Source organism: Shimia sp. MIT1388, assembly GCF_047124445.1.
GTDB lineage: Bacteria > Pseudomonadota > Alphaproteobacteria > Rhodobacterales > Rhodobacteraceae > Shimia.
In genome coordinates this window covers 3119250-3141430 of record NZ_CP138921.1, presented here as the reverse complement: position 1 = coordinate 3141430, position 22181 = coordinate 3119250, and the positions used below count along the sequence as shown (strand labels likewise).

The window sequence follows — 22181 nt, the reverse complement described above, 5'->3', positions numbered from 1 at the left end:
TTTTACCCCTTAACCGAAAATGTGTCATATTCGAAGTATGACATATCTTCATCAAAAACATCTTCAGTCGCATCTCTTAGATTTTTGCTTTCCAAAAGACGGTTTAGCGCACTTCTGCTCACGAAAGATTGGTTCACCTTAGGCAGAGACATAACTTTGTTTGGCAGTTCAAGCTTTCTGCACATCATCTGATAGTCGTCATGCAGCGTTTCATGCCGAAGGGTAATGTCAGGCACCCGTGGTATCCCCTCAAGCTTTAGGTAATCCACAATTGGCTGAAGCTTTTGGCGATCCTGGATAAGTGACATAAAGTCACTTTCATTCCACATAGTTTCTTGCGTTTCCCAGGTACCGGGGGTCGTTTCCTTCAACCAGCGTCCCGGCGAAAAATACATCGACAAAGCACGAGGAAACGGGTGGCGGACCGAAATCACAACCCGATACGAATCCAGCGGCTCGGCGAGCCGAGTTGTGTAGTCTGACAAACGCGCGTGTTTTCGGGGCGTACGTGGCCCGCTAATCCCAAACCGTTCGACACCATCTTGATGCCTTGACCGAGAAATCGAGTCCTCACTGACTGGCAAAAGCGCGGTTTGAATAGAGTTTCCGCCCGTTTTTGGAACATGCAAATAGATAAAACGGTGGCTCTTCGAGATCACGGATTTTGTCCTTTTTGCAGTGCCTATCGAAGAGAAACGGGCCATTGGCCCGTTTCAAAATCTCAATTGCACTGTGGAACGGGTTTTATTAACCCTCCAAGTCTTTCAACCGCTCATTCAGTTCGCGAATGACCTGATCTTGCTCCAGAGTGTACAGCGTGAGTTCTTCAACTTTTTCCAGAAGGTTCAGCTGCATTTCAGTCATGTTCAATCCAGTGGAGTTGATTTCTCCGGCAGACGGAATATTGGGCAGGTGGCCGTTTTCCTCAATGAATGCACGAACTTCGCTCAGCGGCATAAGATCATACTCATCCTCAAACACGTAATCCGGCACATTCAGCTGCGTGCCGCTGGATGCGAAAAAGTTACCGGAGATGGTCAAGTTGCCGTCCTGGTCAAGCTCCATTTCTGTTTCGCCAGCACCACCAGGAAATGTGGTAAAGAGGAACCTACCACCAGTGTTCTTCATCTTCCAGGTACGGCCCGTGTTGGCGGCATCTGCAACCGAAGTATCGGTCAGTTCGAAGTTGGCGCTGCCATTGTTGCTCAAAGCCAAAAGCGTACGCGCCGCGGTCGTGGCGCTCTCTTCTTCCACCAAGAAAGATGCGGTGCCATTGGTTTTTCGAACGTGCAGCGCGGCGTCTGGGCTGTCCGTGCCCATGCCGACATCACCGTTAGAGTCCACAAAGAGGGAGTCCGTCGGCGCGCTTGGGCGAATTCTGAACGGCAAAAGAGAGCCATTTGTCACGTCGCGAATGAAGAAGTTGGTTTCATTGCCAGCCATGTCCCATGTCTGCGGGGTAAAGCCAGAAGAGCCGTTCTGCTCAATCCGGATGGCAGGGCTGTCGCCGTCGACGATGTGCATTTCCAGAACCGGATTGTTGGTGCCAACACCCACATCACCGGTGTCTTCAATATACAGCGCGTTGGTTGGCGCGTTTGCTTCCACCGTGAAAGGAATACGGCCGTTGGTGATGTCGTCGATCGAGAATTTGTTCAGGCCGCCGTTGGTGCTTTCGTTCGCAGTCAGTTGCCAGTCAACGTTCGGAAAACTTGCCGACGCAGATGTATCGTCAAATTTCAGGCGGGTGTTGTTTTCTTTCATGCGGATGGTGTCGAAACCGAAGTTTTCACCGTTGACGCAGTCCAGGCCAATACAGGCGCTGCCGTCGACAATCAGGTCATCGATAAAAACCTGATCTGCATATGCGCTTCCAGCCAGGCCAATGGCTGCCACGCTTGCGAGAAGTTTAGGGGTATGTTTCATGACTAAGGTCCTGTTCCTACTGATCTGCCAACCTACTCTGGCGGATCATTCCTCTTTGATGTCTTCCGGGGTCACGATGACGCCCCGCTCCACCAGAAAGTTGCCGGTCGTGTAGAAAGGCACAGCAACAGAGTCCCGCTGCGCACTGCCACGACCCTGATCGGTGGCGTTAACGATTTTCTTCTGCTCCTCAGTCGCTGCGCGTAACTCGTACCGATAATAGCCGTCTTGAATGTCCCGGCCTGACAACTGGAAAACAGGTGTTCCCGAGGCGGAGAACACCTCGGTCGTTTCTCCGTTTGGCGCAGTCACAGACAAGGTTGCGTTGCTTAACCCAATCCAGTTTTCAAACCAGACTGCATTCGAATTATGCAGTTGGACAGGTTCCGGGGTTGCCGCAACGGCAACCTGAAGGGAAAGACACAAAATTGCTGCGCCAGCAGAGAATCGTCGCATTAAAACACCAATGCTATGGTCATGAGGAAGTGACAAAGCCTACCAGCCTTGCCATCCAGCCATGTTAATACAATTTCTCGTGAAAAGGAACGGTTTTGTAAATTTTCCAGTTTCAATTCAAGAGTCTGACCTCAAAGGCACAGCAACAAAACGGCCTTTGTTAACGATTCTGCGGCCTCATCAGTTGGGCTGCTTGGCGCGTAGCTGGGCTTCGCTGACCTGATGCACCGTCATTTGGGAGGAGAGAAAACCCGCCAGGTCGGAATCGCCGGGATGGCCGGAGCGGGCTGCCCTGATCATCCACATCTGCGCCAGAACATAGTCCTGAGGCACGCCGTCCCCGCGCGCATAGAGCCAGGCCAAATTGACCATAGCAGGCGCCAGACCAGCTTGTGCGGCCGCAGACATGAGCGTGGCAGCAGTGGATTTTTGATCGGGAGACAAATCGGACTGAGACAGGATCACCCAGGCCAGTTGAAACTGGGCGATTGGATCACCAGCCTGTGCGCCACGCTTCAGGCGCTGCACACCCTCTTCGCTGGTGTCAGGCGACGACAAGCGCGGGTCATAAAGCGGTCCGGAAATGGCCTGATCCTGCTCTGCGCCGGCGCCGCTGGAGGCCTGGCGATAGAGCTCCGCGGCGCGGGCTTCGTCCAGTGGCACGCCGTAGCCGTTGTCATACATGACGCCGAGGTTGGTCATCGCCACTTTCAGGCCCTGTTCTGCTGCGGCAGCAAACAGGGTTGCCGCCTTTTCATAATCCTGCGGCACGCCATCGCCCCGCACATAGAGCAAGCCCAGATTGTTTTGGGCGCGGGCGTGGTTTTGGGCAACAGCCACCTCGTAGAGTTGCTTGGCGCGGGTCAGATCTTTGGGCACACCGATGCCATCCTGGAACAGGACGCCAAGGCTCACGGTGGCTTCCAGATGGCCTTGCTCCGCAGCTTTAGCGTAGATTTGCGCCGCAGCGGTGGGATCTGCCAAAGGCGCCGGGGCTGTCTCTAGCGCGCTGGCGAAATCAAACAGAAAGTTCACATCCCCGCTTGTCGCAGCGGCCTTGAGCCAGGCCAGACCTGCTTCGGGGTCAGACTGCCCGCCATGACCCGAAAAGAGGTACTGTCCCAACCGGTTTTGCGCCGGAGCATAGCCTTGTTCCGCGGCAGTCTGAAACCAGGTCGCCGCAGTAGCAAAGTTTTGCAGCACGCCTTCGCCGGTATGATACATCATGCCCAACTCATATTGCGCTTGCGGTGTGGCAGCTGTCGCGGTTTCGGCCTCGGGTGTGCCACCGGTTTGGGACATAACGGGTGTGGCCAACAGGAAGGCGGCACTGAGGCAGGCGGCAACAATCAGATGTGTGGGATACGTCATTGGGACACGCCTTTGGGCAGCTGGCTGGCGGCTTGTTCAAAGAAGTCCCGCGCAATGGTTTGCGCCTCTGCCACCTCTTCCAAGGTCATCAGTTCGGTGACTGTTGTCCGCAAATCTGCCGCCTCGGCACGGCCGCCTGTGGCCGCGATATTGAGCCAGGCGTGGGCTTGGATGTAGTCCTGTTCGCCACCTTCGCCGCGCGTCAGCATTTGCCCCAACCGGAACTGCGCCTCCGTGTCCCCCGCTTGTGCCGCTTTGGTCAAAAACGGCAAGGCGACATCCGGTTTGCGTTCCTGCTCGACCAACCAGATGGCCCAGGCGGTTTGAGCTGGACGGATATCGGCCTCTGCCTGAATTTGCAGCCATTCTCGGGCAGCCACGTCGCCCTCTGTCGCAGCAGCTACTGCCCACGGTACGGCAATATGCGGGGCGATCATGCCGTCAAGTTTGCCCTGCCCCGCCAATTGCCCCAAGGCGATCTGTGCCGGTGCATACCCTTGCTCCAAGGCCTTGCGATAGGTTTTGACTGCCGCCGCCATATCGACAGGGCGACCGTCGCCACGTGCCAACATGTCGGCAACCGCAGAAGTGGCGCGCCCGTATTCGGCATCAGAGGCTTTGCTGTACCAAGCCCAAGCATTTTCCGCGTCTTTGGCAATGCCATAGTCGCCACCAAAGGCATCCCCGAGCAGAGTCATGGCGACCACATCGCCGCGCTTGGCCGCGGTGGACAACCACGTCATCGCTGCAGCTGAATCGGCAGCGACATCATCCCCGGTAAGATAGCGGCGCCCGAGAGCCCGTTGAGACAGAAGATGTCCGGCCTCTGCTGCGCTGGTCAACCACTTCAAAGACCGGGCGCGATCCTGCTCCACACCACGTCCTTCGTCATAGGCACGCGCCAGATTAAACTGCGCCTGAACGTGACCGTTCTCAGCCGCTTGGGTCAGCCACTGCACCGCCGAGTCCGCGTTTTGCGCTACCCCGCCCCCCCGCGCATAAGCGCGGCTGACCGCAAGTTGGGCCTTCTCGTGGTTTTGTTCCGCTGCCGCCAGCAGCCAGTTGAACGCCACTTCCGCGTCTGGTTCCACCGCAATGCCATCGCGGTGAATGATGCCCATGTAGTATTGCGACTCCGCCACGCCTCTTGCAGCGGCGCTGGCAAACAATTTTACGGCGCGCTCCGGCTTGTGCAGGCCGCTGTCTTTGGGCGCAGACAGATACAGTCGCGCCAAGAGATTTTCGGCCGGCGCATATTTTTGGCTTGCTGCTTTTTCCAGCCAAAACGCCGCGCCTTCGAGATCGCGGGGGCCACCAATTGCTTCGAGCAGCACGCGGCCATAGCGGTACTGGGCCAAGGGCTGATCGGTTTCTTCAACGTGGCGCAACAACTGCGCCCGCACAAAGGCATAGTTTTTCTGCGCCCAAGCCGCCTCGATGTCCCGCATCGGCGTCAGTGGCGCTGGGGTTTCGGATGTGTCTGGCGCAGGTGCTTCGGTCACAGGTTTGAAAGTTAGAGCCTGTTGCGCGTGCCCGAGAGAAGCCTGGGTCGCAAGCCCCAGAGCCAACAGGGCCGCGGCGCGGAATGAATACTGCATAGAGCCGTCCAAGTATCTGTTTTTGCGGCGCTTCACCGGAGCGTCCGCGAAGGGAGTGTTAACCATACCCTAAACGGCACTCCCTAGATCAGCAATCCCGACGCGCGGGCCAGCCACATTAGGCCAGCAGCGAAACAGAGCATTGTGCCAAAGGGGATCGCTTCACCGGCACTATCCTGCTTCGATTTGAGAGACACAGCTGCCCAACCCAGACCCGCCAACGAGGCACCGAGCGCCAGAATGGGCAGATCAAGCGGCCCCGCAAAAGCGCCCAGACCCGCCATAAGTTTTACGTCCCCAAGGCCCAACCCCTCGCGCCCGCGCAGCAGGCGATAGACAATGCGCAACACCAGGAAGCTACCGGCCCCCAATGCAGCGCCAAGCATCGCAGCCGGTAGGTCTTGCATGGGAGACAAGTAGGCCCAGCCTAACACCCAACAGAACAACATTGCGGTCAACGCATCGGGCAAACGCATCCACAGCGCATCAGCAAAGGCCAAACCGAGCAGAAGCCAGAGAAAGACCGCTGAAAATGCCGTCTCCACCGGTGTAGACGCCGCGATCACGGCAAAAACCGCTGCGCCCAGCGCGCTGATTTCAAGGTATAGAACCCAAGGCGGGATGGGCCCGCCACAATGGCGGCAGCAGCCTTTGTTTAACGCGAAACTCACCAGTGGGATCAGATCTCGCACAGCCAGATCCGTTTGACAGGTGCGGCACTGGGACCGGCGAAGCACCACGTTTTCATCGCGCGGCAAGCGGTCCACCAGCACGCCAAGAAAAGACCCGATGGCAGGGCTGACAAGCAAAAGAAACAAAATCACTGGATCGATCACTGGCAGGCCCGGATGGTTGTGAGTGGCGCAGTTTTGCGCGCTTTGGCCCGCATTGTCCATTGCCTGACACCGGAGCGCTCGCGTATGGGGAGAATAGACAAACCTTAACGGCTGCCGGTATCATGGCGCCGAACAAAGCGAGCCAGTTGATGTCATCCATGCCTTCCCCAAACGCGCAAGACTCCCGCAAAGACGCCGGTTTTTCCTTGTTGGAGCTGATGGTTGTGGTGGTGATCCTATCGGTGTTGGCGCTCGTGATTGTGCCGCGGGTGATTGACCGGCCCGATCAGGCACGCGCTGCAAGGGCGCAGGCGGATATTGCGGCCATTGTCAGCGCGGTGAACCTCTATCGTCTGGACAATTTCCGCTATCCCACCACCGAACAGGGGCTTGAGGCGCTGGTGACACAGCCAACCAGCGATCCGGTGCCAGCAAACTGGGCCACCAATGGTTATATGGACCGCCTGCCAATTGATCCCTGGGGCCAGCCTTACCAGTATCTGTCCCCCGGCGTGCATGGCGATTTTGACGTGTTCAGCTATGGCGCCAACGCGGTTTCTGGCGGCACCGGCGCGGACGCGGATATCGGGTCATGGAGCACCCAATAAGCCTCAAATCCACCGAGGGGTTTTCCCTGATCGAAGTGTTGGTTGCGGTTGCTGTTCTGGCGGTTCTGGCCGCTGGGATTAGCCTGTCTGTGGGGCGCGTCGGGGCAAAATCGGAGACCGATCAGGCTCTGTTTCAGCGTAATTTTGACACTTTGCGCCAGTTGGCCATCACCGGAGCGCAGACTCGTGGCATCCAGGTGAGCCCAAAAGGCATGCAATTGGCCACGCGGACGGACGCCGGCTGGGACGTGTCCGAGCAGGTTATGGCCTGGCGCGGACAAGTCACGGCAGTCACTGAAAGCCCCACTGCCTCTGCCAGCACTCCGGACTTGGTGCTTTTGGCAAACGGGGAGAGCACGGCATTTTCCATTGTGTTTTCGGACGGGTCCGATGTGCGTCGCTGCGGATCTGACGGGTACACGGGGCTGACATGCGACTAACGCGGCACAATAAACCCCGCAGCGACGCCGGGCTGACGTTGATTGAGTTGGCGATTGCGATCTTTGTGCTGGCGTTGGGGAGCATTGCGGCGATCCGGGCCGCGGATCAGTCCCGTGTGGCCATTGGTGGGGAAATACCGCGGATACTGGCGCGGCAGGCGGCGCAAAACCGTGTGGAAGAACGCAAACTCTACGGCATGACAGCGTCACTTCCATCGAGCGTGACCATGGGTGGTCTGACTTTTGTGATCGACGAAGATGTGGCGATCACCACCGCTGGACTGGCGCAGGTCGCGGTCACAGCGCGCGCAAGCAACGGCGAAGGCGCGCAGTTGGTTGTGTATCTGGCGGGGGGGCTGTGATGCGGTCCGCACAGCGCGAGAATTTTCCCAAAAGCGATCAGGGGCTCAGCTTGATCGAGCTTGTGGTGGCCCTCGCCTTGTTTGCGCTTGTGGCCGTGATGGGCACGCAGGGGCTGACCGGCATGATGCGGTTGCGCGATGGTTTGACAGAGCGCAGCGAGGCTGCGGCAGCTCTGGAGCAAGTCACAAGCCTGTTGCGCAATGATCTGTCGAGTGCGGTGCCAATGCCATTTTTCTCGCCCGACAACGGGCCGATCCGATCTGCCATCGCAGAAGAGTCCCAAGGGTTTTCCCTGTCCATTGGTGGACAGTCTGTCCTGCGACCAGAGACGCAACCCCAACCGGTGCTAAATCGCGTGGAATGGCGATTTGGGCTGAGTTCGGGTCACATATTGCGCCGCAGATGGGCAACTCTAACACCGCTAAATGCCTCTGCGCTTGGCCCGGAGGTGGTCATCATGGAGGGTGTCAGAGAGATCCGGTTGCGCAGCTACTGGGGGGAGTTGGGTTGGGTCGACGGCCTGCGTTTGCCAATTGCCGCAGTGAAAGAACCCGGTGCCTTGGATGCAGACGGCGGCCCCGTTGCCACAACCGCGTTTTCCAGCGATTTGCCCGATGGGGTCGAAATCACGTTGGTTACAGAGGCCCACGGCGAGATCGTGATTGTGGAGGCGTTAAAATGAGGCGCACCCAGTTTTCTGATGCAGGCTACGTATTGGTCAATGCGCTGGTTCTGGTCGCGGCTTTGTCGGCGGTGGCCGTGTTTTTGCTGGCGCGCGCGGATGCCGGTCGGGCGCGCTTGGAGGCCGGGCTGGTTGCGACGCAGGTGGAGCTAAATCTGGACGCGTTTGAAGCGCTGGCGGAAACGCGGCTGGAGCGGGACTTTGGGGCGGTGGATCACAATGGCGAAGCCTGGGGGAAGCCTGTGAGGGAAATGCCCTTGAAGCGGGGCACTGTGAGCGGACAGGTGAGCGACCAACAGGGTCTGTTTAACCTCAATTGGCTCAGCAATGCGGAATTTGACGCCGCACATCGCGCCTTTGATCGCCTGATGTCACAGCAAGGTGTTCCGCCCCAGACCGTAAAAAGAGTGCGGGAGTTGATTGCCAGCAACGAGGTTTCCGACCCAGCCCCGTGGGCGCGCAAGATGCCTGCGGAGGCGCCGGTGTCCGGCCCCCTGCTGATGTCGGATCAACTGGCGCATGTGCCCGGGTTGTCGTTACGCCAGCGCAACCGGATTGTGGACTTGGTAACAGCTTTGCCCGGCGACAGCACGCTCAACGTGAACACAGCACCCGAAGCTGTGTTGAAAGCGTTTTTGCCCAATCTGACCGCAGCCGCCCAAAACCAGGTATTGCGTAACAGAGAAACGGCCCCTTTTGCGTCGGTGGATGCGTTTTTGCTGGCTGTTGGGGTGTCTGTACCGGATGCCGATGATCCGGGTGCCCCCATCCCGGACCTGTTGCCCGATCATCTGTCGGTGGGGTCCGAGTGGTTTCGCGCTGAGATTTCAGCGACGGTCGACACCCACACGGCCCGGCGCAGCGTGATGTTTCGCCGCCAGAGCCTGCCTGTTGGAGTGACAACTCATTGGCGGATCACGACAAGACCATGAAACAACAGCAGGATTGCACTCCGCGCCTTGGGGCTGCATTTTGCGAACACGGGATGTGACAGGAGCTCAAGTGCTGACCCTCGCCAAGAATAGCAATGCCACCAAGGCAAACGCCGAAGAAGCACAATTTGTGCGGTTTGGCGACGGGGCGCAGACGGCAGGGCATGTGGTGCTGGTGCCGGGCCATATGGTGCCACAGGTTGACCTTGACCTACCAACGGCGCTGCGCGGTCAGGCGCGCGAACAAGTGGCCCGACGGCAACTGGCCGATCGGATGGGCGTTGGCACAAGTGAAGAGATGCGCCCCTGTGCGCTTGGCAACACCGGAGAGGGTTGGTCCCGCGTGTTTGTCTGTGATCGGGCACAGATGGCGATGTGGCGGGAATTGGAATGTCAGGCGGTGCTGCCGGATTACCTGTCTTTGCCAACCGCAAAGGGTCTTTGGACCCTGGCGCAAACCGAGGCGGATGGCGCCCCTGTGGTGATAGCGCGATTGGGGCCTGAGGACGGGGTCAGCGCCGCGCCGGAGATTCTGGAAGCGTTGCTGTCCAGAGATCTGGCCAGCAGGCCAAAACCCAAGGCCCTGTTGTGGCAGGGAAAACCGGTGGAAGCCATCAGCGCACTGGCACAGTCATTTGACGTGCCGGTTGTGACGGATGTGCAAGACCTGGCCGGACTTGGTGTGGAAATGCCTAAAGTTTTGGCGCATGGCGAGTTGAGTTGTGATTTGCGCAAAGATCCGATGGCGGCGCGAACTCGGTTGGCGCAGCAAGTTTTGCCCTGGCGGTGGACGGCGTTGGCGGCGGCATTGGCAGCCACTCTATGGGCCGCCAGCCAGCTGGTGGCGATCAACCGCATCGAGGCGCAGACCGCAGAGCTGACGTTACAAACACAAGCACAGGTGACAGCAAAGTTTGTACCAAATGGGCCCATTCTGGATGTGCGGTCCCAGGTCAGCCGTGCCCTGTCAGATATGCGGCAGGCGCGCGCTGGTGGGGCAGATCGGTTGGATGTGCTGGATATGACGGCGGATGTGGGCACGGTTCTGGATGCGGCCAAGGCAGTGCCGGAGTTGGTCAGCTACACCAAAGAGGAAGGGCTTTTGCTGGTTGTGCGATTGCCGGATTTCGCCAGTGCAGAGCGGCTGACGGCGGCATTGCAAACCGATGCCATGGTGGCAGAGCTTGAGGAAAGCCGCGTAAGTGACGGGCAAGCCGGGGTGCGTACGGAAATTCGGGTGACGCCGAAGGAGGCCTCCCAATGAGCAACCGGGTTTTGGATTTTCTACTGACCCTGACACGGCGCGAGCGAGGGTTGCTGGCGCTTCTGACTGGGGTGGTGGTGCCGGTGACTGTAATCTTCGCGGTGGTCCTGCCTCTGCAGGACCGACGACAAGCGGCGGAGCAGGCGCAACTGGAGGCGCTTGCGCTGCAACGTTGGGTCGCGGATCAATCCCGCGAGATGGCGGTGCTGTCTCGTGTGTCGCCTCGGGAAACCATCGGGGCACCCATTGGATCTGGGGGCATTGAGCAGGGATTGATCGCTGCGCAACTGCGCCGATCTGTGACTGTTTTGGATGCCGACGGCGAAGACGGGGTTGAGGTGCAGTTTGACCGCGTGGATTTCCTCAAACTGGCGGCCTGGCTGCGTTCTGCCCATCCGGAATGGGGGTATGAGATTGTCGCTTTCCGTCTCGAAGCCACAGAAGAGCCAGGTGTGGTGTCCACCTGGCTGGATCTGCGACCCTATCAAGACTAGGCGATTTCTGCCGAATTAGAGACGTTTCAAGCGGGAGGAAATCTTGGCCTGACGTCCCGCCATGGCGCCAAGTGGGTCCAGATCCGGATTGGATTTGAGCACCTCTTGCAAGGCGTTGTTGGCGGCGGTCAGGTTTTGCTGACCCGCAGCGGTATTGCCTTCAGACAGCTGCTGTAGCCCCAACTCGTGCTGGGCGGTGCCTTGCACGGCCAAAGCGGCACTGCGCGCCAAGCCTTTTTGAGATCGCGCCAAAGAAGAGGCGATTTGGGCGGCTTGCTCGTAATTGCCCGCCCTTAATTCGGTGTGGGCATATTCCAGCTGCAAACGTGGCGCGAGGGGACCGGCCTGTTGCAGAAGCTTCTGATAGCTGCGGCGCGCGCGGTCGTATTGCCCGCCCTCAAGAGCGTTTCTGGCGACAGCATACTGGCTTTCAAAGCTGTTGCGCGACACCATTTCGTCGCCGCAACTGCCCAATCCAATAAGCGCCAGACCGGCGAGGCCGGTTCGGAGAATAGAAGACATGGTTGGTACCTGCTCAAGATTGTCGTTTTTTCTTATTTGTAATAGTTTAGCATAATCGCGACCCTGCGTCTATCTTGCAGAGGTTTGGACTTTTGGGAGTGGGCATTTATGCGACTGATCGCTGGGTTGTGCACGGTGCTGTGCCTCGGGGTCGCCGGATGGGCAGGATGGCAGCTGGCCAAGGAATTGCGCGCGCCACCCGGGCCGTTGACACTTCCAGAGAAAAGCCAGCAGGCCGAGGAAGCAGCGCCACCTCAAGCGGAACGCCCCCCCCGGCGGTGGACCGCTTTGTTTGGCGAGCGGCAGCCGCCAACGCCGCAAGCTGCAGCCCCCACGCCCAAAGAAGAACCGCAGCCGCCAAAGGCGCCAAAACCACCCCTGTCCAGTCTCGGCTACACCTTAAAAGGCATGGTGCGGGATGGCGGGAACTCCTGGGCCATTGTGGGACATCCGACCGGAGACAGGCTGCTGCGGATTGGCGATTTGCTGGAACCCAATGTGGAAGTGGCGATTATCAACGAACAGGGGCTTTGGGTGTCCCGCGATGGTGACGACCCGGAACTCATGGCGTTTCCGGAATAATCTTAGCCCGCCACAACCGCCTGCAGATCGAAGATCGGCAGCAAGACTGCCAGCACAATGGTGAGCACGAGCGCGCCGACCAACATCATCAACAGCGGCTCTAACAAGGCGGCAATGCGCTTTCGTTCCGTGGATAGGCGGTGCTCCACCAAGGTTGCAGCGCGGTCTGTCATGCGGGCGAGCCGTGCGGAAGCTTCGCCTGCGGAGATCAGCTGCCTGGCGACAGGCGGTAGAAACGACAGCTTTGACAGAGCGGCAGAAAGACTTTCGCCCTGACGAACGGCGGTGGCCACCTTCGCGCCTTCGGTCTGAAATTGGCGGACAACCAAAACGTCTTTGGCATTGTCTGCCGCGCTGAGCACGGCGTGGCGCGCGCCCAACACCAGGGCCAGTGTGCGCATGTATTGCACCGCAGCAGACAGGCGGATCAGGCGGCCAGTGATGGGCAAGCTAAGGAGCATTTTGTCGCGCGTGTCCTTCAAGGCCGGGACACGTGGTGTGATCAGCGCAAGCACCGTCAAAGCGACCAGAACCGCCAGTATCACATAGGCGTTGGCCTGTATCCAATCGCTCACCGCCAGCACATATTGCGTCAGGGGCGGCAAGGGGCGGCCAGACAACTCAAACATCGAGACAATTTCGGGGGCAACGCTGGTCATCAGGATGGCGCAGACCAGCAGGGCAACGGCGGCGACAAAGCCGGGATAGATCAGCGCGGTGGCGATTTCGGCCTTTTCCGAGCCAAGTTGCTCGAGATGATCTGCCAACTCCTGAAACACAGTGGCCAACTCGCCCGCATCTTCGCCCGCTTTGAGCGCCGCGAGGTAGTAGGGCGGAAAACCGGCGCCTGTCTCTGCCAGAGCGTCAGACAACGTGGCGCCTTCCATCAAAGAGGCACGGGCTTGCGCGGCGACGGTGTCCAATGCGCTTTGACTGCCGCTGCGCACCGCTTCGAGCGCGGCCTCTGCGGTGAGTTCCGCGCCCAGCAGCACAGCCATTTGGCGGGTGAACACAGACTGCAGATCCGCGTTGAGGCGGGACCGGCGGGTGAGGTTCAGCGTGCTTTTTGTGGCGGGCGCGGATGTCTCGGCGATCTCGGAGACAAACAGGTCCTGTTTGGCAAGTTGAGCGGAGGCGTCCGCCTCGGTTTCGGCAACAATAGTGCCTGTTTTACGCCGACCAGCGTCGGTGTAGGCGGTGTAGGCGTAGGCCTTCACGCCACATCTCCGACAACGCGCAGAGTTTCAGACAGGCTGACGTCTCCGGCGGAGGCCGCGAGCAATCCTTGGCCAATCAGAGTTTCGCCTGCAGACAGCGACAGGGAGGTCATCTCGGTCTCCGTCGCGCCGCGATCAATGGCGGCGCGCAGGGTTTCCCCGATTTCCACCATTTCAAAAATCCCCATGCGACCGGCATGGCCAGTGCCGGAACAGGCTTCACACCCGACAGGCTCATACAGCTTGTTTGGGATTGGCAACCCATGGCGGGTGAAATGCGCGATGTCGTCGCGCGACGGCTCCCGCGTGGCGCAGCAGTTTTGGCACAGGCGGCGCAGAAGGCGCTGTGCAATCACACCGCGCATGGTGGCCGCGATCAAGAAGTTGTCCACACCCAAGTCGCGCAGGCGCACAATTGCGCCAACGGAGCTGTTGGCATGCAAAGACGAGAAAACAAGGTGGCCAGTCAGCGCCGCTTGTGCAGCGGTGGAGGCGGTTTCGGGGTCACGAATTTCGCCGACCAGAATGACATCCGGGTCCTGGCGCAGAGTGGCACGTAGGCCGGCAGCGAAGGTCATGCCAATGTCTGCGTTGATCTGGGATTGGCTGATGCCGGGCAGATCGTATTCGATGGGGTCTTCGACGGTGACGATGTTGTGCTCTTCGTGATCCGCCAGTTGCAGGAGCGAATAGAGCGTTGTGGTTTTGCCTGCGCCGGTGGGGCCGGTGGCGAGGATGATGCCATTCGGTAAGGAGGCGAGCCGTTGCAGCAGGGCTTCTTGTTTTTCGGACAAGCCCAGATCGGCCAGAGGCATCAAGCCGGAAGAACGATCCAGAATACGCAGCACGACACGTTCACCGTAGTGCCCCGGCAAAGACGATACACGGGTGTCGATCATGCGGCCCCCAAGGGAAAGCGCGATGCGGCCGTCTTGTGGCAGGCGGGTCTCTGAGATGTCCAAGCCCGCCATGACTTTGAGCCGGGAGACAATGCGTTTCACCGGCACGTCGGCGCGGTCCATGACCTCTTGCAGGAAGCCATCGACCCGCATGCGCACGCGCAGTCCGTGTTCGTGAGGTTCGACGTGCAGGTCAGAGGCGTTGGCAAGCACCGCTTTGCGTAGCAGCCGGTTGACCAGTTGGATCACCGGCGCATCACCGGGCTCGTCCAGAAGGTCCCGTTGACGGGAGGCAAAGGCGGCCTCTTCCAGATCAAAGCTTAATTCATCGCCTGATGCGGCACTCTGGTCAGACTCCGATCCGTCGTAGAGCCTGGCCAGCGCAGCCTCAAATTCGGATTGCGCCAGCTGCTGGAAAGACACGCCTGCCAATCCCGCCCGACGCTGTGCTTCTTTGAGGCCCAAGGCGCTGGCGGCGGGACCCGCCAAAATACGCGCGCCGTCCAGCAGGACTTGATTGTCCTGCGCAAAATTGAACGGCAATCGGTTCTTTGATGTCCCCATGGGCGCCCTACCCTTTCCCCACCTCAGAGTGCTTTGGCACCCTTAGGTCAGTTTCCGTTGAACCGCAGGCGGCTTGGAAGCGGTGGAAAGTTGCGGGTTTGGGCAAACGCATCGATGAATCCGGCGTCAAAGGGTTGGTTCAAATCCGCCCCGTCATAGGGCAACAGGCGTTGGTCCGCCCGAGGATAGCCTCCCTCATCCAGCGGCTGAATGGAAGCACTGGTTGCATAGGCTTTGTCGGTCAGGTTCTTGGTGATCCGACGGGCTTCGGCGTCATTGGTGACCACCTGTGGACGCAAAAGCACCAACAGGACCCGCTGGTTTTTCGTGGCGTTCTTGCCGCGGAAGAGACCACCCACCAATGGCAGGTTGGAAATACCGGGCACCCGTTGGTTCACCGCGCCGGAGCCGTCTTCCAGCAAACCGCCGAGCATGATGACATTGCCATCTCGCACCAGCGCCGTTGTGGACAACGCGCGGCGGGCGGTGATTTCGCCACCAGAGGTCGAGGTGGAATTGGTGAGGTTGGAGACCTCTTGCTTGATCACCATGCGCACAGTGCGGTCGGCATTGATCTGCGGCGTGACGTTCAAGGTCAGGCCGACGTCCTGACGCTCGATGGTCTGGAAGGGGTTTTCCGGGTTGGAGCTGTTGCCAGTGGAGGTGTAGCTGCCGGTCACAAAAGGCACGTTTTGCGCCACAACAATCTCTGCTTCCTGATTGTTCAGCGTGAGGATCGAGGGGGTCGACAAAAGGCGCGTCGAGTTTACCGAGGCGATGGCGGTGATCAGTCCTGCAATACCATTGCCGCTGCTTTCATTGTAGGTGCCGCCGCCCAAAACACCGGCTGGCCCCAAATCCGGCGCATTGCCGTTGGACACGGCGGAAACCAGGTTGATCAGGCTGGTGCGGCCCGGCAGGGCGAATTGCACACCGCCAACCAGAGCGTCATTCAAGACCGCTGCAAACTGCACAGACAGGTCCGAAAAGCCGTCCACGGTCATCTCGAAAATCACCGCCTCCACCAACACCTGTGTGGGGCGGCGGTCGAGGTATTTCACAATGCGGGTGATTTCGGACATGCGGTCCTGTGGCGCAAACACCAGGAGTGTGTTGGTCTGAGGCTCCGGGACGATGCGCACCTGTTGCTGGGCGCTGTCACCAGCTGCGTTCAGGGTGCGCAGCACCACGTCGGATATGGCTGCGGCATCTGCATAGTTGAGCGCGATGGTGCGGCTGGTGACTGCCTCGCGTTGTGTGTCCAAGCGGCTTGCCAGCAAACGCACACGCTGGCGCATTTCATCAGGACCGGAAACAAGAAGGGCATTAGAGCGCCGATCGATACTCACAGAGGCACCATCAGGTACAATGCCCATGGATTGCACCACTTGCAAAACATCGCCGGCTTGCGCGTTTTGCAGTTGAATCATCTCGATTGGGTCGGCCTGACGCGGTTGATCCAGACGTTTGATCAGACGGGTGATGCGGGCGTGGTTGGCACCGCGATCCGAAAGGATCAACAAGTTTGCACCGGGCACGGGCGTGATGACGGCCTCAGATGGCAAGAGAGGTCGGACCACCTCGATAACTTCTTGCAGCGGCACGTGGCGCACAGGAATGACGCGGGTTTCATAACCGGAGGAGATGCTGCCAGTGTCACCTGAGGACAGCTCACGGGCGGTGTTCATCTGAACAATGCGATCCGCGCCAGCGCCTTCGATCACTGTCAAACGGTTGAGCTCCAGCACGGACAGGAAAACTTCATAGAGTTCATCTGCGGTGAGCTGATTTGGGGCAAGAACCGTCACTGTGCCGCGCACAGCCGGATCGACCACGAAACTGCGACCGGTGTTTTCAGACACGATTTCCACAAAACTGCGCAAATCTGCGTCGCGCAAATCCAGCGACACCTGTGCCTGGACCTTGCCGACACCCACAGCAAAACACGCCAAAACACTGACAAACACACCGACAATTGCCGATGCCACAGCCCGCCGGGGGCCTGGGCGTGCAAATAGTTTCATGACCTGCTCTCTTGTCACGGGCTGTCACCTGATCCGTTGATCGAACCTAGGCCGCCTTGCCTCTTTGGGGCTTTATAGCGGATGTGAGCAGGGAATGCACTCTTTTCCACACAGTTTTCCACAGGATCATGGCGCGGTGATTCAAAAGGGTGACACCGGTATTTCGTGGTTACTGCGTCAAATAAGAAGAAACGGGAGGGGCCGCATAGGGCTAACTACGATAAATCAGTCTCTGTTTCGGCCTGAGAATGGATTTTCTGCAGGCCCCAGGCCGCCACGTGGTGCATCACGCCAACTTCGCCGTTCACGATTGCCCGGTCGATTTGAGCTGGGCTGAGTGCTTCGTAGGCAAAATCTTCCAAGTCGCCGGGATTGGGTTCGGTGATGCGCTCACACGCTGGCGCGACAAAATAGTGGCCCTGGCACACACGTTGATTGCCGTGATCGACAAACGACCCGAGATGGATGAGTTTTTCCGCTTTCAGTCCGGTTTCTTCCAACAGCTCGCGCTGTGCGGCAGTGGCCGGATCTTCGCCTGGATCGACATGACCGGCGGGAAATCCCAGAACCTCGCGTGCTGGTCCATGTTTGTACTGACGGATCATCTCGACCCGGCCGTCCGCAAGAAACGGAATGACCAGTGCGAAGTCCATCAGGTGCACTTTGTAAAAGTCGTCGATGACCTGACCCGGGCGGACCTCAACCTGTTCCTGCTGAACATCCACAAAGGGAGGCCGTTTGAGCAGGCTTTGAGACGAAAGGGTTTTCCAGGACATGCTGAGTACCTTTTACCAAACTGAATAAGAGCTGTTTCCGTCAGTCTTCAATACGCGAGAAACCAGTTCGTCCGATGCTTTCATAAGCCTCAAAGCCAGCCCGTTTGGCGTCGCGGACGGAATAGATGTTACGCAAATCCGCAAGCCGTGGCGTCGCCATTTTGCGGGCCACTTTCTTGAGATCCAAAGCGCGGAACTCATTCCACTCCGTCAGGATCACCAAAACATCCGCTTTTTGCGCGGCCTTATAGGCGTCCTCGACCCAGCTAACGCCAGGCAAGAGCGCTTCGCCTTCATGGCGTCCTTGTGGGTCGGTCACGCGCACTTTGGCGCCGCCGCCCACCAGAGCCGGGATGATCGCCAGGCTTGGTGCATCACGCATGTCGTCTGTGTTGGGTTTGAAGGTCACGCCAAGCACACCAACGGTTTTGCCGTTGAAGCTACCGCCACAGAGGTCGAGCAGTTTGTCGACCATGCGGCGCTTGATCTCTTCGTTGACCTGAATCACCGTTTCCGTGATCTGCATTGGCACGGCGTTGTCCTGACCGATGCGGGCCAAAGCTTTGGTATCTTTCGGGAAACAAGAGCCGCCATAGCCCGGCCCCGCATGCAGGAACTTGTTGCCGATGCGACCATCCATGCCCATGCCTTTGGACACTTGTTTGACGTCTGCGCCAACCCGCTCACACAGGGCGGCAATTTCATTGATGAAGGTGATCTTGGTCGCCAGGAAGGCGTTGGCGGCGTATTTGATCATCTCCGCGCTTTCCAGATCGGTGGTGACAATCGGGAAATCGCGCAAGTACAGCGGACGGTAGATGTCATTCATCACCTCGCCGGCGCGCTCGTTATGTACACCGATCACCACACGATCCGGCTTCATGAAGTCTTCTATGGCAGCGCCTTCGCGCAGGAACTCCGGATTGCTGGCCACGTCGAAATCCAGATCGGGATTGGCTTTGCGCACCACCTGTTTGACCTGACGGTTGGTGCCAACCGGCACAGTGGATTTGGTGACAATCACCACATAGTCCTTGGCGGTGCGGGCAATCTCTTCGGCAGCTGCCATGACGTAGGACAAATCAGCGTGGCCATCACCGCGCCGCGTGGGGGTGCCAACTGCGATAAACACCGCCTGTGCGCCGTCCATGGCTTTTTCGAGATCCAAGGTGAAACTCAGCCGGCCCGCTTCGACGTTTTTCGCCATCAAGGCATCAAGGCCGGGTTCGTAGATCGGGACCTCGCCGCGCTCGAGCATGTCAATTTTTGACGGGTCTTTATCAACGCAAACAACTTCATGTCCGAAGTCAGAGAAGCACACCCCGGAAACCAAACCGACGTAGCCGGTGCCGATCATTGCTATCTTCATGAGTGTTACCCTTATTTTGGTTCTGCCCGTGTTGGTCTTTTAATGAGCGCGGCAGAGAGGCCTGTCAACGCAGCAACAGCTATTGCACGCGTTGCGTATCCGGAAAGTGTCTTTTGACCGCTGTCCCACGTGTGAGCGAGGCACGGTCAAATAGCAAAACCAGCGACTCCAGAGCCGCTGGTTTCATCTTTTCCAGTTCACCTGTCTGAGGTCAGACGATGTCAAGCATGCTGGCGTCAAACTGGCCCGCCATACCGGTCAGTGTGATGATATCAGGGCCAAACGACAGGACAAAGTCCCCACCAACATCAGCGCCAAACGCGGTGATCACATCAGCTTCTGTCAGAACTGGTCCGCCGATTGGTGGCGTCCAAAGCTGATCATCAAGTTGCAGCCTGTCCCCATCAGAGACACTGAAGTCTGCCACGTTATTGTTGGATCCAACGCCCAGGGAGAAGACAAAGGTATCGGCTCCTGTCCCTCCATATCCAACGTCATCGCCGGCCCCAAAAGTAAGCATGTCACGGCCCGCACCCCCCATTAGGAGGTCGTTGCCTTCCCCACCGGACAGTGTGTCATTCCCTGAATCGCCCTCCAGTTGGTCTGCGCCAGTCCCACCATTCAAAATGTCTGAGCCGTTGCCGCCCAAAAGGGTGTCATTCTCGTCACCGCCAGACAGGACATCCCAGCCAAGACCGCCTTCGAGTTCATCATCGCCAGCGCCGCCATTCATAGTATCACGACCACTGTCGCCAAGCAGGGTATCGGCGCCTTGTCCACCGCTGAGAATGTCGCCACCGTCGCCACCGGATAGACGATCAAGTCCGCCGCCACCGGTCATCGTGTCATCACCCTGGCCACCAAACAGCTGGTCAGAGCCGTAGCCGCCTCTCAAATCGTCATCGCCCTGACCACCAAACAGGGTGTCACTACCACCCCCGCCATTCAGCAGGTCGTTGTCATTGCCACCAGACAGACGGTCTTCACCTGCCCCACCAGCCAGGAAGTCATTGCCGTCGCCGCCGGACAAGGTATCAAATCCAAGCCCGCCAAACATAGTATCCGCGCCGCTGGAACCGCCAAGGAGGTCGTGACCGCCGTCACCAAACATGGTGTCGTTGTCTGCGCCACCAAACAGGGTATCGTTGCCGGTGCCGCCGCGGATGCTGTCAGCCCCCCCGGCCGCATTGACCCAGTCGTTGCCTTCATTGGTTTGAATGATGTTTGCTACGTTGTTGCCAGTGACACGGTCAACACCAGCTCCGGTGTTCAGGTTCTCGATCACCGTGCCCAAAGCAATGGCCAGGTTGCCAATCTGGCCACCGAAGTCCGAGAACTCTCCAGCTCTCATATCGATCCGCGTATCTTGCGCGAACATCCGCATGTCCAGCAAGTCTGTGCCGCCCTGGTCGTAAATCGTCATCGAAACCGGACTGTTGATTGGGATGACGCCGTTAAACACATCCCCGTAGAAACCGCCCAAGTTGGAATTGAATCCCCAAACGGTGTCACCAGCTGACGCGCTGCTTGCGCCAGCGGCGCCGTAAAGATCCTGAATAGCGACAATGTCCACCATCATGGCACTGATGATGTTGGCGTAACTTGCATCTGTTCCAAGACTGTCAACCTGATCGAAATACGACATGATGGACATTTGCCAGCTGTCGTTGCCGAAGGTCTCATCGGTTCCATATTCCGCGGCACCGTTGTACGCCCCTTGGTGCCCCAAACCCAGGGCGTGGCCAATCTCATGGATATAGGTTTGGAAGGAATAGCTGTTCGCCGTAGTGCCGAATTGAGTCAGCCAACTCGTCGACACGTTGACAGTTGACGACAAGATGTCGCCAGCTGAAACGGTGGAAGTGGACCAAGCCCCGGCATCCGTGTCCTGGAACGTGATGTCTGCACCAGAGTTGACTTCCGAAAACTGAATATCCGCCACCAGCTCCCAGGCTTCAAACGCCCAACGTGCCAGCTGTTGTCCAGCTGCGCTCAGGCTTGTGATATCGACGCTGATCACATTGCTGCCCGAGGTGTCAAACGCGCGAGGACTCTGCCCACTGCTGGCCCAATACCCCGTGGTGAGGAAGTCCGCCATATCCTGAACCGACCCATCCGCGATCGGAGTGAAGGTATCAACCGCCAACGTATAGTCGGATGCCACAAAGTTATAACCGCTGACCTCAAAGTAGTAGGTCCCGGTGTAGGTGGCTTCAAAGGTCAAGAACGAGTCATAATTTCCACCGTTGAAGTCAATATCGTCGTTATACTCGATGGTATTGCCATTGTTGTCGGATACCCAGATTTGTGGATCCTCACCGGTCACAGACACCTGAATCAACTGACCTTCGGTCAGATTGATCGCGATGAAATCCACATCTGAGCTGCTGATGGTGCCTTCAAAGGAGTCACCAACGGAAATTGTATAAGGCGTCGAGGTGTCGCCCGGGGCATCCGCCACTTCTGGGACAACCGCCCGATCAGGATCTCCGATCACGGGAGTCTCCTTTGGACCGTCATCGTGACCATCCCCGTGGCCGTCATGAAACAAGGGGCCATCTACAGTCGGAACAAGTGTGTTCTGAATGAGCATTTGAAAATCTCCTATCTAGCCACATCGTCAAGAGGTCTGATCTGCTTCTCTCTTACGGCGGCGATCTAAATTACTGTTCCCAAGGCGGCAGGCTCACGCGCAGCACATCCCTGGCAAATCCTTCTATGAGACGCGCAAGCGGCGCGCCGTCCATCCCGTCAACTTGCAAAGACGGGCCTTTGTAGTTTTCGTTTGTCGCGAGGTTCTGCCATTGCAACGCCCCTTTGACATGATCTGATCGCAGGGCCTCTACAACCAAGGTTGCCACCATCCCCTGCGCGGTCCCGGTGTTGGTCTTCTTTTGGTCAACAACCTTCCGTTCTGGAAATTGTTGTTCAATTTCAAGCCGTAGCGTTTCGCATACGGCCGCAAGGTCGGCCTCGGGAAGCTCTTTAAGAGGCGTTTCACAGCTGAGATGGATTGGAGGCAGGTTGGTTTGCGCATCACCGGTCATGGCAAGCCCACCCAACATCATTGCACCCATAAAAAGATATGCCGCGGACCTTAACCACACAAACACACGCTCCACCCAGTTCTTCAACCGCCCGCACCAAACTCCGTGAATTCAAGCACAAAACCTGACCCGAAAATAAGTCTGGGAAACCGTAAAAGTTAAGGATGTGTTAATCAAGCAGTAAGGACCGTCAGCGTGTCGCATGTGGGTT

22 protein-coding genes are annotated in these 22181 nt (G+C 58.3%); 8 read left to right on the top strand and 14 right to left on the bottom strand.

What is annotated here, in order from left to right; genetic code table 11:
• Positions 1 to 2: 2 nt before the first annotated feature.
• From SIB92_RS15595 to SIB92_RS15570, 6 genes are all read right to left on the bottom strand, one after another.
• Positions 3 to 704, bottom strand: a complete 702-nt coding sequence (locus tag SIB92_RS15595; RefSeq protein WP_412552907.1) for a sulfotransferase family 2 domain-containing protein — start codon at positions 702 to 704, stop codon at positions 3 to 5.
• A 43-nt stretch (positions 705 to 747) separates the two neighbouring features.
• Positions 748 to 1926: a hypothetical protein gene (locus SIB92_RS15590; RefSeq protein WP_412552906.1), complete on the bottom strand. Its 1179-nt coding sequence runs from the start codon at positions 1924 to 1926 to the stop codon at positions 748 to 750.
• A gap of 45 nt (positions 1927 to 1971) precedes the next feature.
• A complete protein-coding gene (locus tag SIB92_RS15585) occupies positions 1972 to 2244 on the bottom strand; it encodes a hypothetical protein (protein WP_412552905.1) in 273 nt (90 codons plus the stop codon).
• Between the two features lie 318 nt (positions 2245 to 2562).
• Positions 2563 to 3753, bottom strand: coding sequence for an SEL1-like repeat protein (locus SIB92_RS15580; protein WP_412552904.1), 1191 nt, complete (start codon positions 3751 to 3753; stop codon positions 2563 to 2565).
• Positions 3750 to 5351: a hypothetical protein gene (locus SIB92_RS15575; protein WP_412552903.1), complete on the bottom strand. Its 1602-nt coding sequence runs from the start codon at positions 5349 to 5351 to the stop codon at positions 3750 to 3752. The genes SIB92_RS15580 and SIB92_RS15575 overlap by 4 nt, the downstream gene beginning before the upstream one ends.
• An 83-nt stretch (positions 5352 to 5434) precedes the next feature.
• Positions 5435 to 6247, bottom strand: a complete 813-nt coding sequence (locus SIB92_RS15570) for a prepilin peptidase (protein ID WP_412552902.1) — start codon at positions 6245 to 6247, stop codon at positions 5435 to 5437.
• A gap of 98 nt (positions 6248 to 6345) precedes the next feature.
• Between SIB92_RS15570 and gspG the strand changes: the two genes are divergently transcribed.
• From gspG to gspM, 7 genes are read left to right on the top strand one after another with little or no spacing between them, the layout of a single operon-like run.
• A complete protein-coding gene (gene gspG, locus SIB92_RS15565) occupies positions 6346 to 6795 on the top strand; it encodes a type II secretion system major pseudopilin GspG (RefSeq protein WP_412552901.1) in 450 nt (149 codons plus the stop codon).
• Entirely contained in the window at positions 6780 to 7235 is a 456-nt protein-coding gene (locus tag SIB92_RS15560) for a prepilin-type N-terminal cleavage/methylation domain-containing protein (RefSeq protein WP_412552900.1), read from the top strand. The genes gspG and SIB92_RS15560 overlap by 16 nt, the downstream gene beginning before the upstream one ends.
• A complete protein-coding gene (locus SIB92_RS15555) occupies positions 7226 to 7597 on the top strand; it encodes a prepilin-type N-terminal cleavage/methylation domain-containing protein (RefSeq protein ID WP_412552899.1) in 372 nt (123 codons plus the stop codon). Before SIB92_RS15560 ends, SIB92_RS15555 begins: the two co-directional genes overlap by 10 nt.
• On the top strand, positions 7597 to 8280 hold the full coding sequence (locus SIB92_RS15550) for a type II secretion system protein GspJ (RefSeq protein WP_412552898.1): 684 nt from the start codon (positions 7597 to 7599) through the stop codon (positions 8278 to 8280). The genes SIB92_RS15555 and SIB92_RS15550 overlap by 1 nt, the downstream gene beginning before the upstream one ends.
• Entirely contained in the window at positions 8277 to 9212 is a 936-nt protein-coding gene (gene gspK, locus SIB92_RS15545) for a type II secretion system minor pseudopilin GspK (protein WP_412552897.1), read from the top strand. The genes SIB92_RS15550 and gspK overlap by 4 nt, the downstream gene beginning before the upstream one ends.
• Before the next feature lie 55 nt (positions 9213 to 9267).
• On the top strand, positions 9268 to 10476 hold the full coding sequence (gene gspL, locus SIB92_RS15540) for a type II secretion system protein GspL (protein WP_412552896.1): 1209 nt from the start codon (positions 9268 to 9270) through the stop codon (positions 10474 to 10476).
• Entirely contained in the window at positions 10473 to 10970 is a 498-nt protein-coding gene (gene gspM, locus SIB92_RS15535) for a type II secretion system protein GspM (RefSeq protein WP_412552895.1), read from the top strand. Before gspL ends, gspM begins: the two co-directional genes overlap by 4 nt.
• A 15-nt stretch (positions 10971 to 10985) precedes the next feature.
• Here the strand turns inward: gspM and SIB92_RS15530 are convergent, their stop codons facing one another.
• Positions 10986 to 11492 (bottom strand): tetratricopeptide repeat protein, encoded by a 507-nt coding sequence (locus SIB92_RS15530; RefSeq protein ID WP_412552894.1) that lies wholly within the window; start codon positions 11490 to 11492, stop codon positions 10986 to 10988.
• Between the two features lie 108 nt (positions 11493 to 11600).
• Here SIB92_RS15530 and SIB92_RS15525 point away from each other — a divergent pair, with 108 nt between their 5' ends.
• Positions 11601 to 12074, top strand: a complete 474-nt coding sequence (locus tag SIB92_RS15525; RefSeq protein ID WP_412552893.1) for a type II secretion system protein N — start codon at positions 11601 to 11603, stop codon at positions 12072 to 12074.
• Between the two features lie 2 nt (positions 12075 to 12076).
• On the opposite strand, the gene SIB92_RS15520 is transcribed toward SIB92_RS15525, so the two are convergent.
• The 7 genes from SIB92_RS15520 to SIB92_RS15490 all read right to left on the bottom strand — a co-directional run bounded on the left by SIB92_RS15520 (position 12077) and on the right by SIB92_RS15490 (position 22045).
• Positions 12077 to 13291 carry a type II secretion system F family protein gene (locus SIB92_RS15520; protein ID WP_412552892.1) on the bottom strand — a complete coding sequence of 405 codons (1215 nt, stop codon included), beginning with the start codon at positions 13289 to 13291 and terminating at the stop codon, positions 12077 to 12079.
• On the bottom strand, positions 13288 to 14754 hold the full coding sequence (locus SIB92_RS15515; RefSeq protein WP_412552891.1) for a GspE/PulE family protein: 1467 nt from the start codon (positions 14752 to 14754) through the stop codon (positions 13288 to 13290). The genes SIB92_RS15520 and SIB92_RS15515 overlap by 4 nt, the downstream gene beginning before the upstream one ends.
• Before the next feature lie 47 nt (positions 14755 to 14801).
• A complete protein-coding gene (gene gspD, locus SIB92_RS15510; RefSeq protein ID WP_412552890.1) occupies positions 14802 to 16778 on the bottom strand; it encodes a type II secretion system secretin GspD in 1977 nt (658 codons plus the stop codon).
• Positions 16779 to 16993: 215 nt separating this feature from the next.
• Positions 16994 to 17554: an NUDIX hydrolase gene (locus tag SIB92_RS15505; protein ID WP_412552889.1), complete on the bottom strand. Its 561-nt coding sequence runs from the start codon at positions 17552 to 17554 to the stop codon at positions 16994 to 16996.
• Positions 17555 to 17594: 40 nt separating this feature from the next.
• Entirely contained in the window at positions 17595 to 18923 is a 1329-nt protein-coding gene (locus tag SIB92_RS15500) for a UDP-glucose dehydrogenase family protein (protein WP_412552888.1), read from the bottom strand.
• A gap of 211 nt (positions 18924 to 19134) precedes the next feature.
• Complete coding sequence (locus SIB92_RS15495) at positions 19135 to 21420, bottom strand: M10 family metallopeptidase C-terminal domain-containing protein (protein WP_412552887.1); 2286 nt, start codon at positions 21418 to 21420, stop codon at positions 19135 to 19137.
• Positions 21421 to 21586: 166 nt separating this feature from the next.
• Positions 21587 to 22045 carry a hypothetical protein gene (locus SIB92_RS15490; protein WP_412552886.1) on the bottom strand — a complete coding sequence of 153 codons (459 nt, stop codon included), beginning with the start codon at positions 22043 to 22045 and terminating at the stop codon, positions 21587 to 21589.
• Positions 22046 to 22181 lie beyond the last annotated feature (136 nt).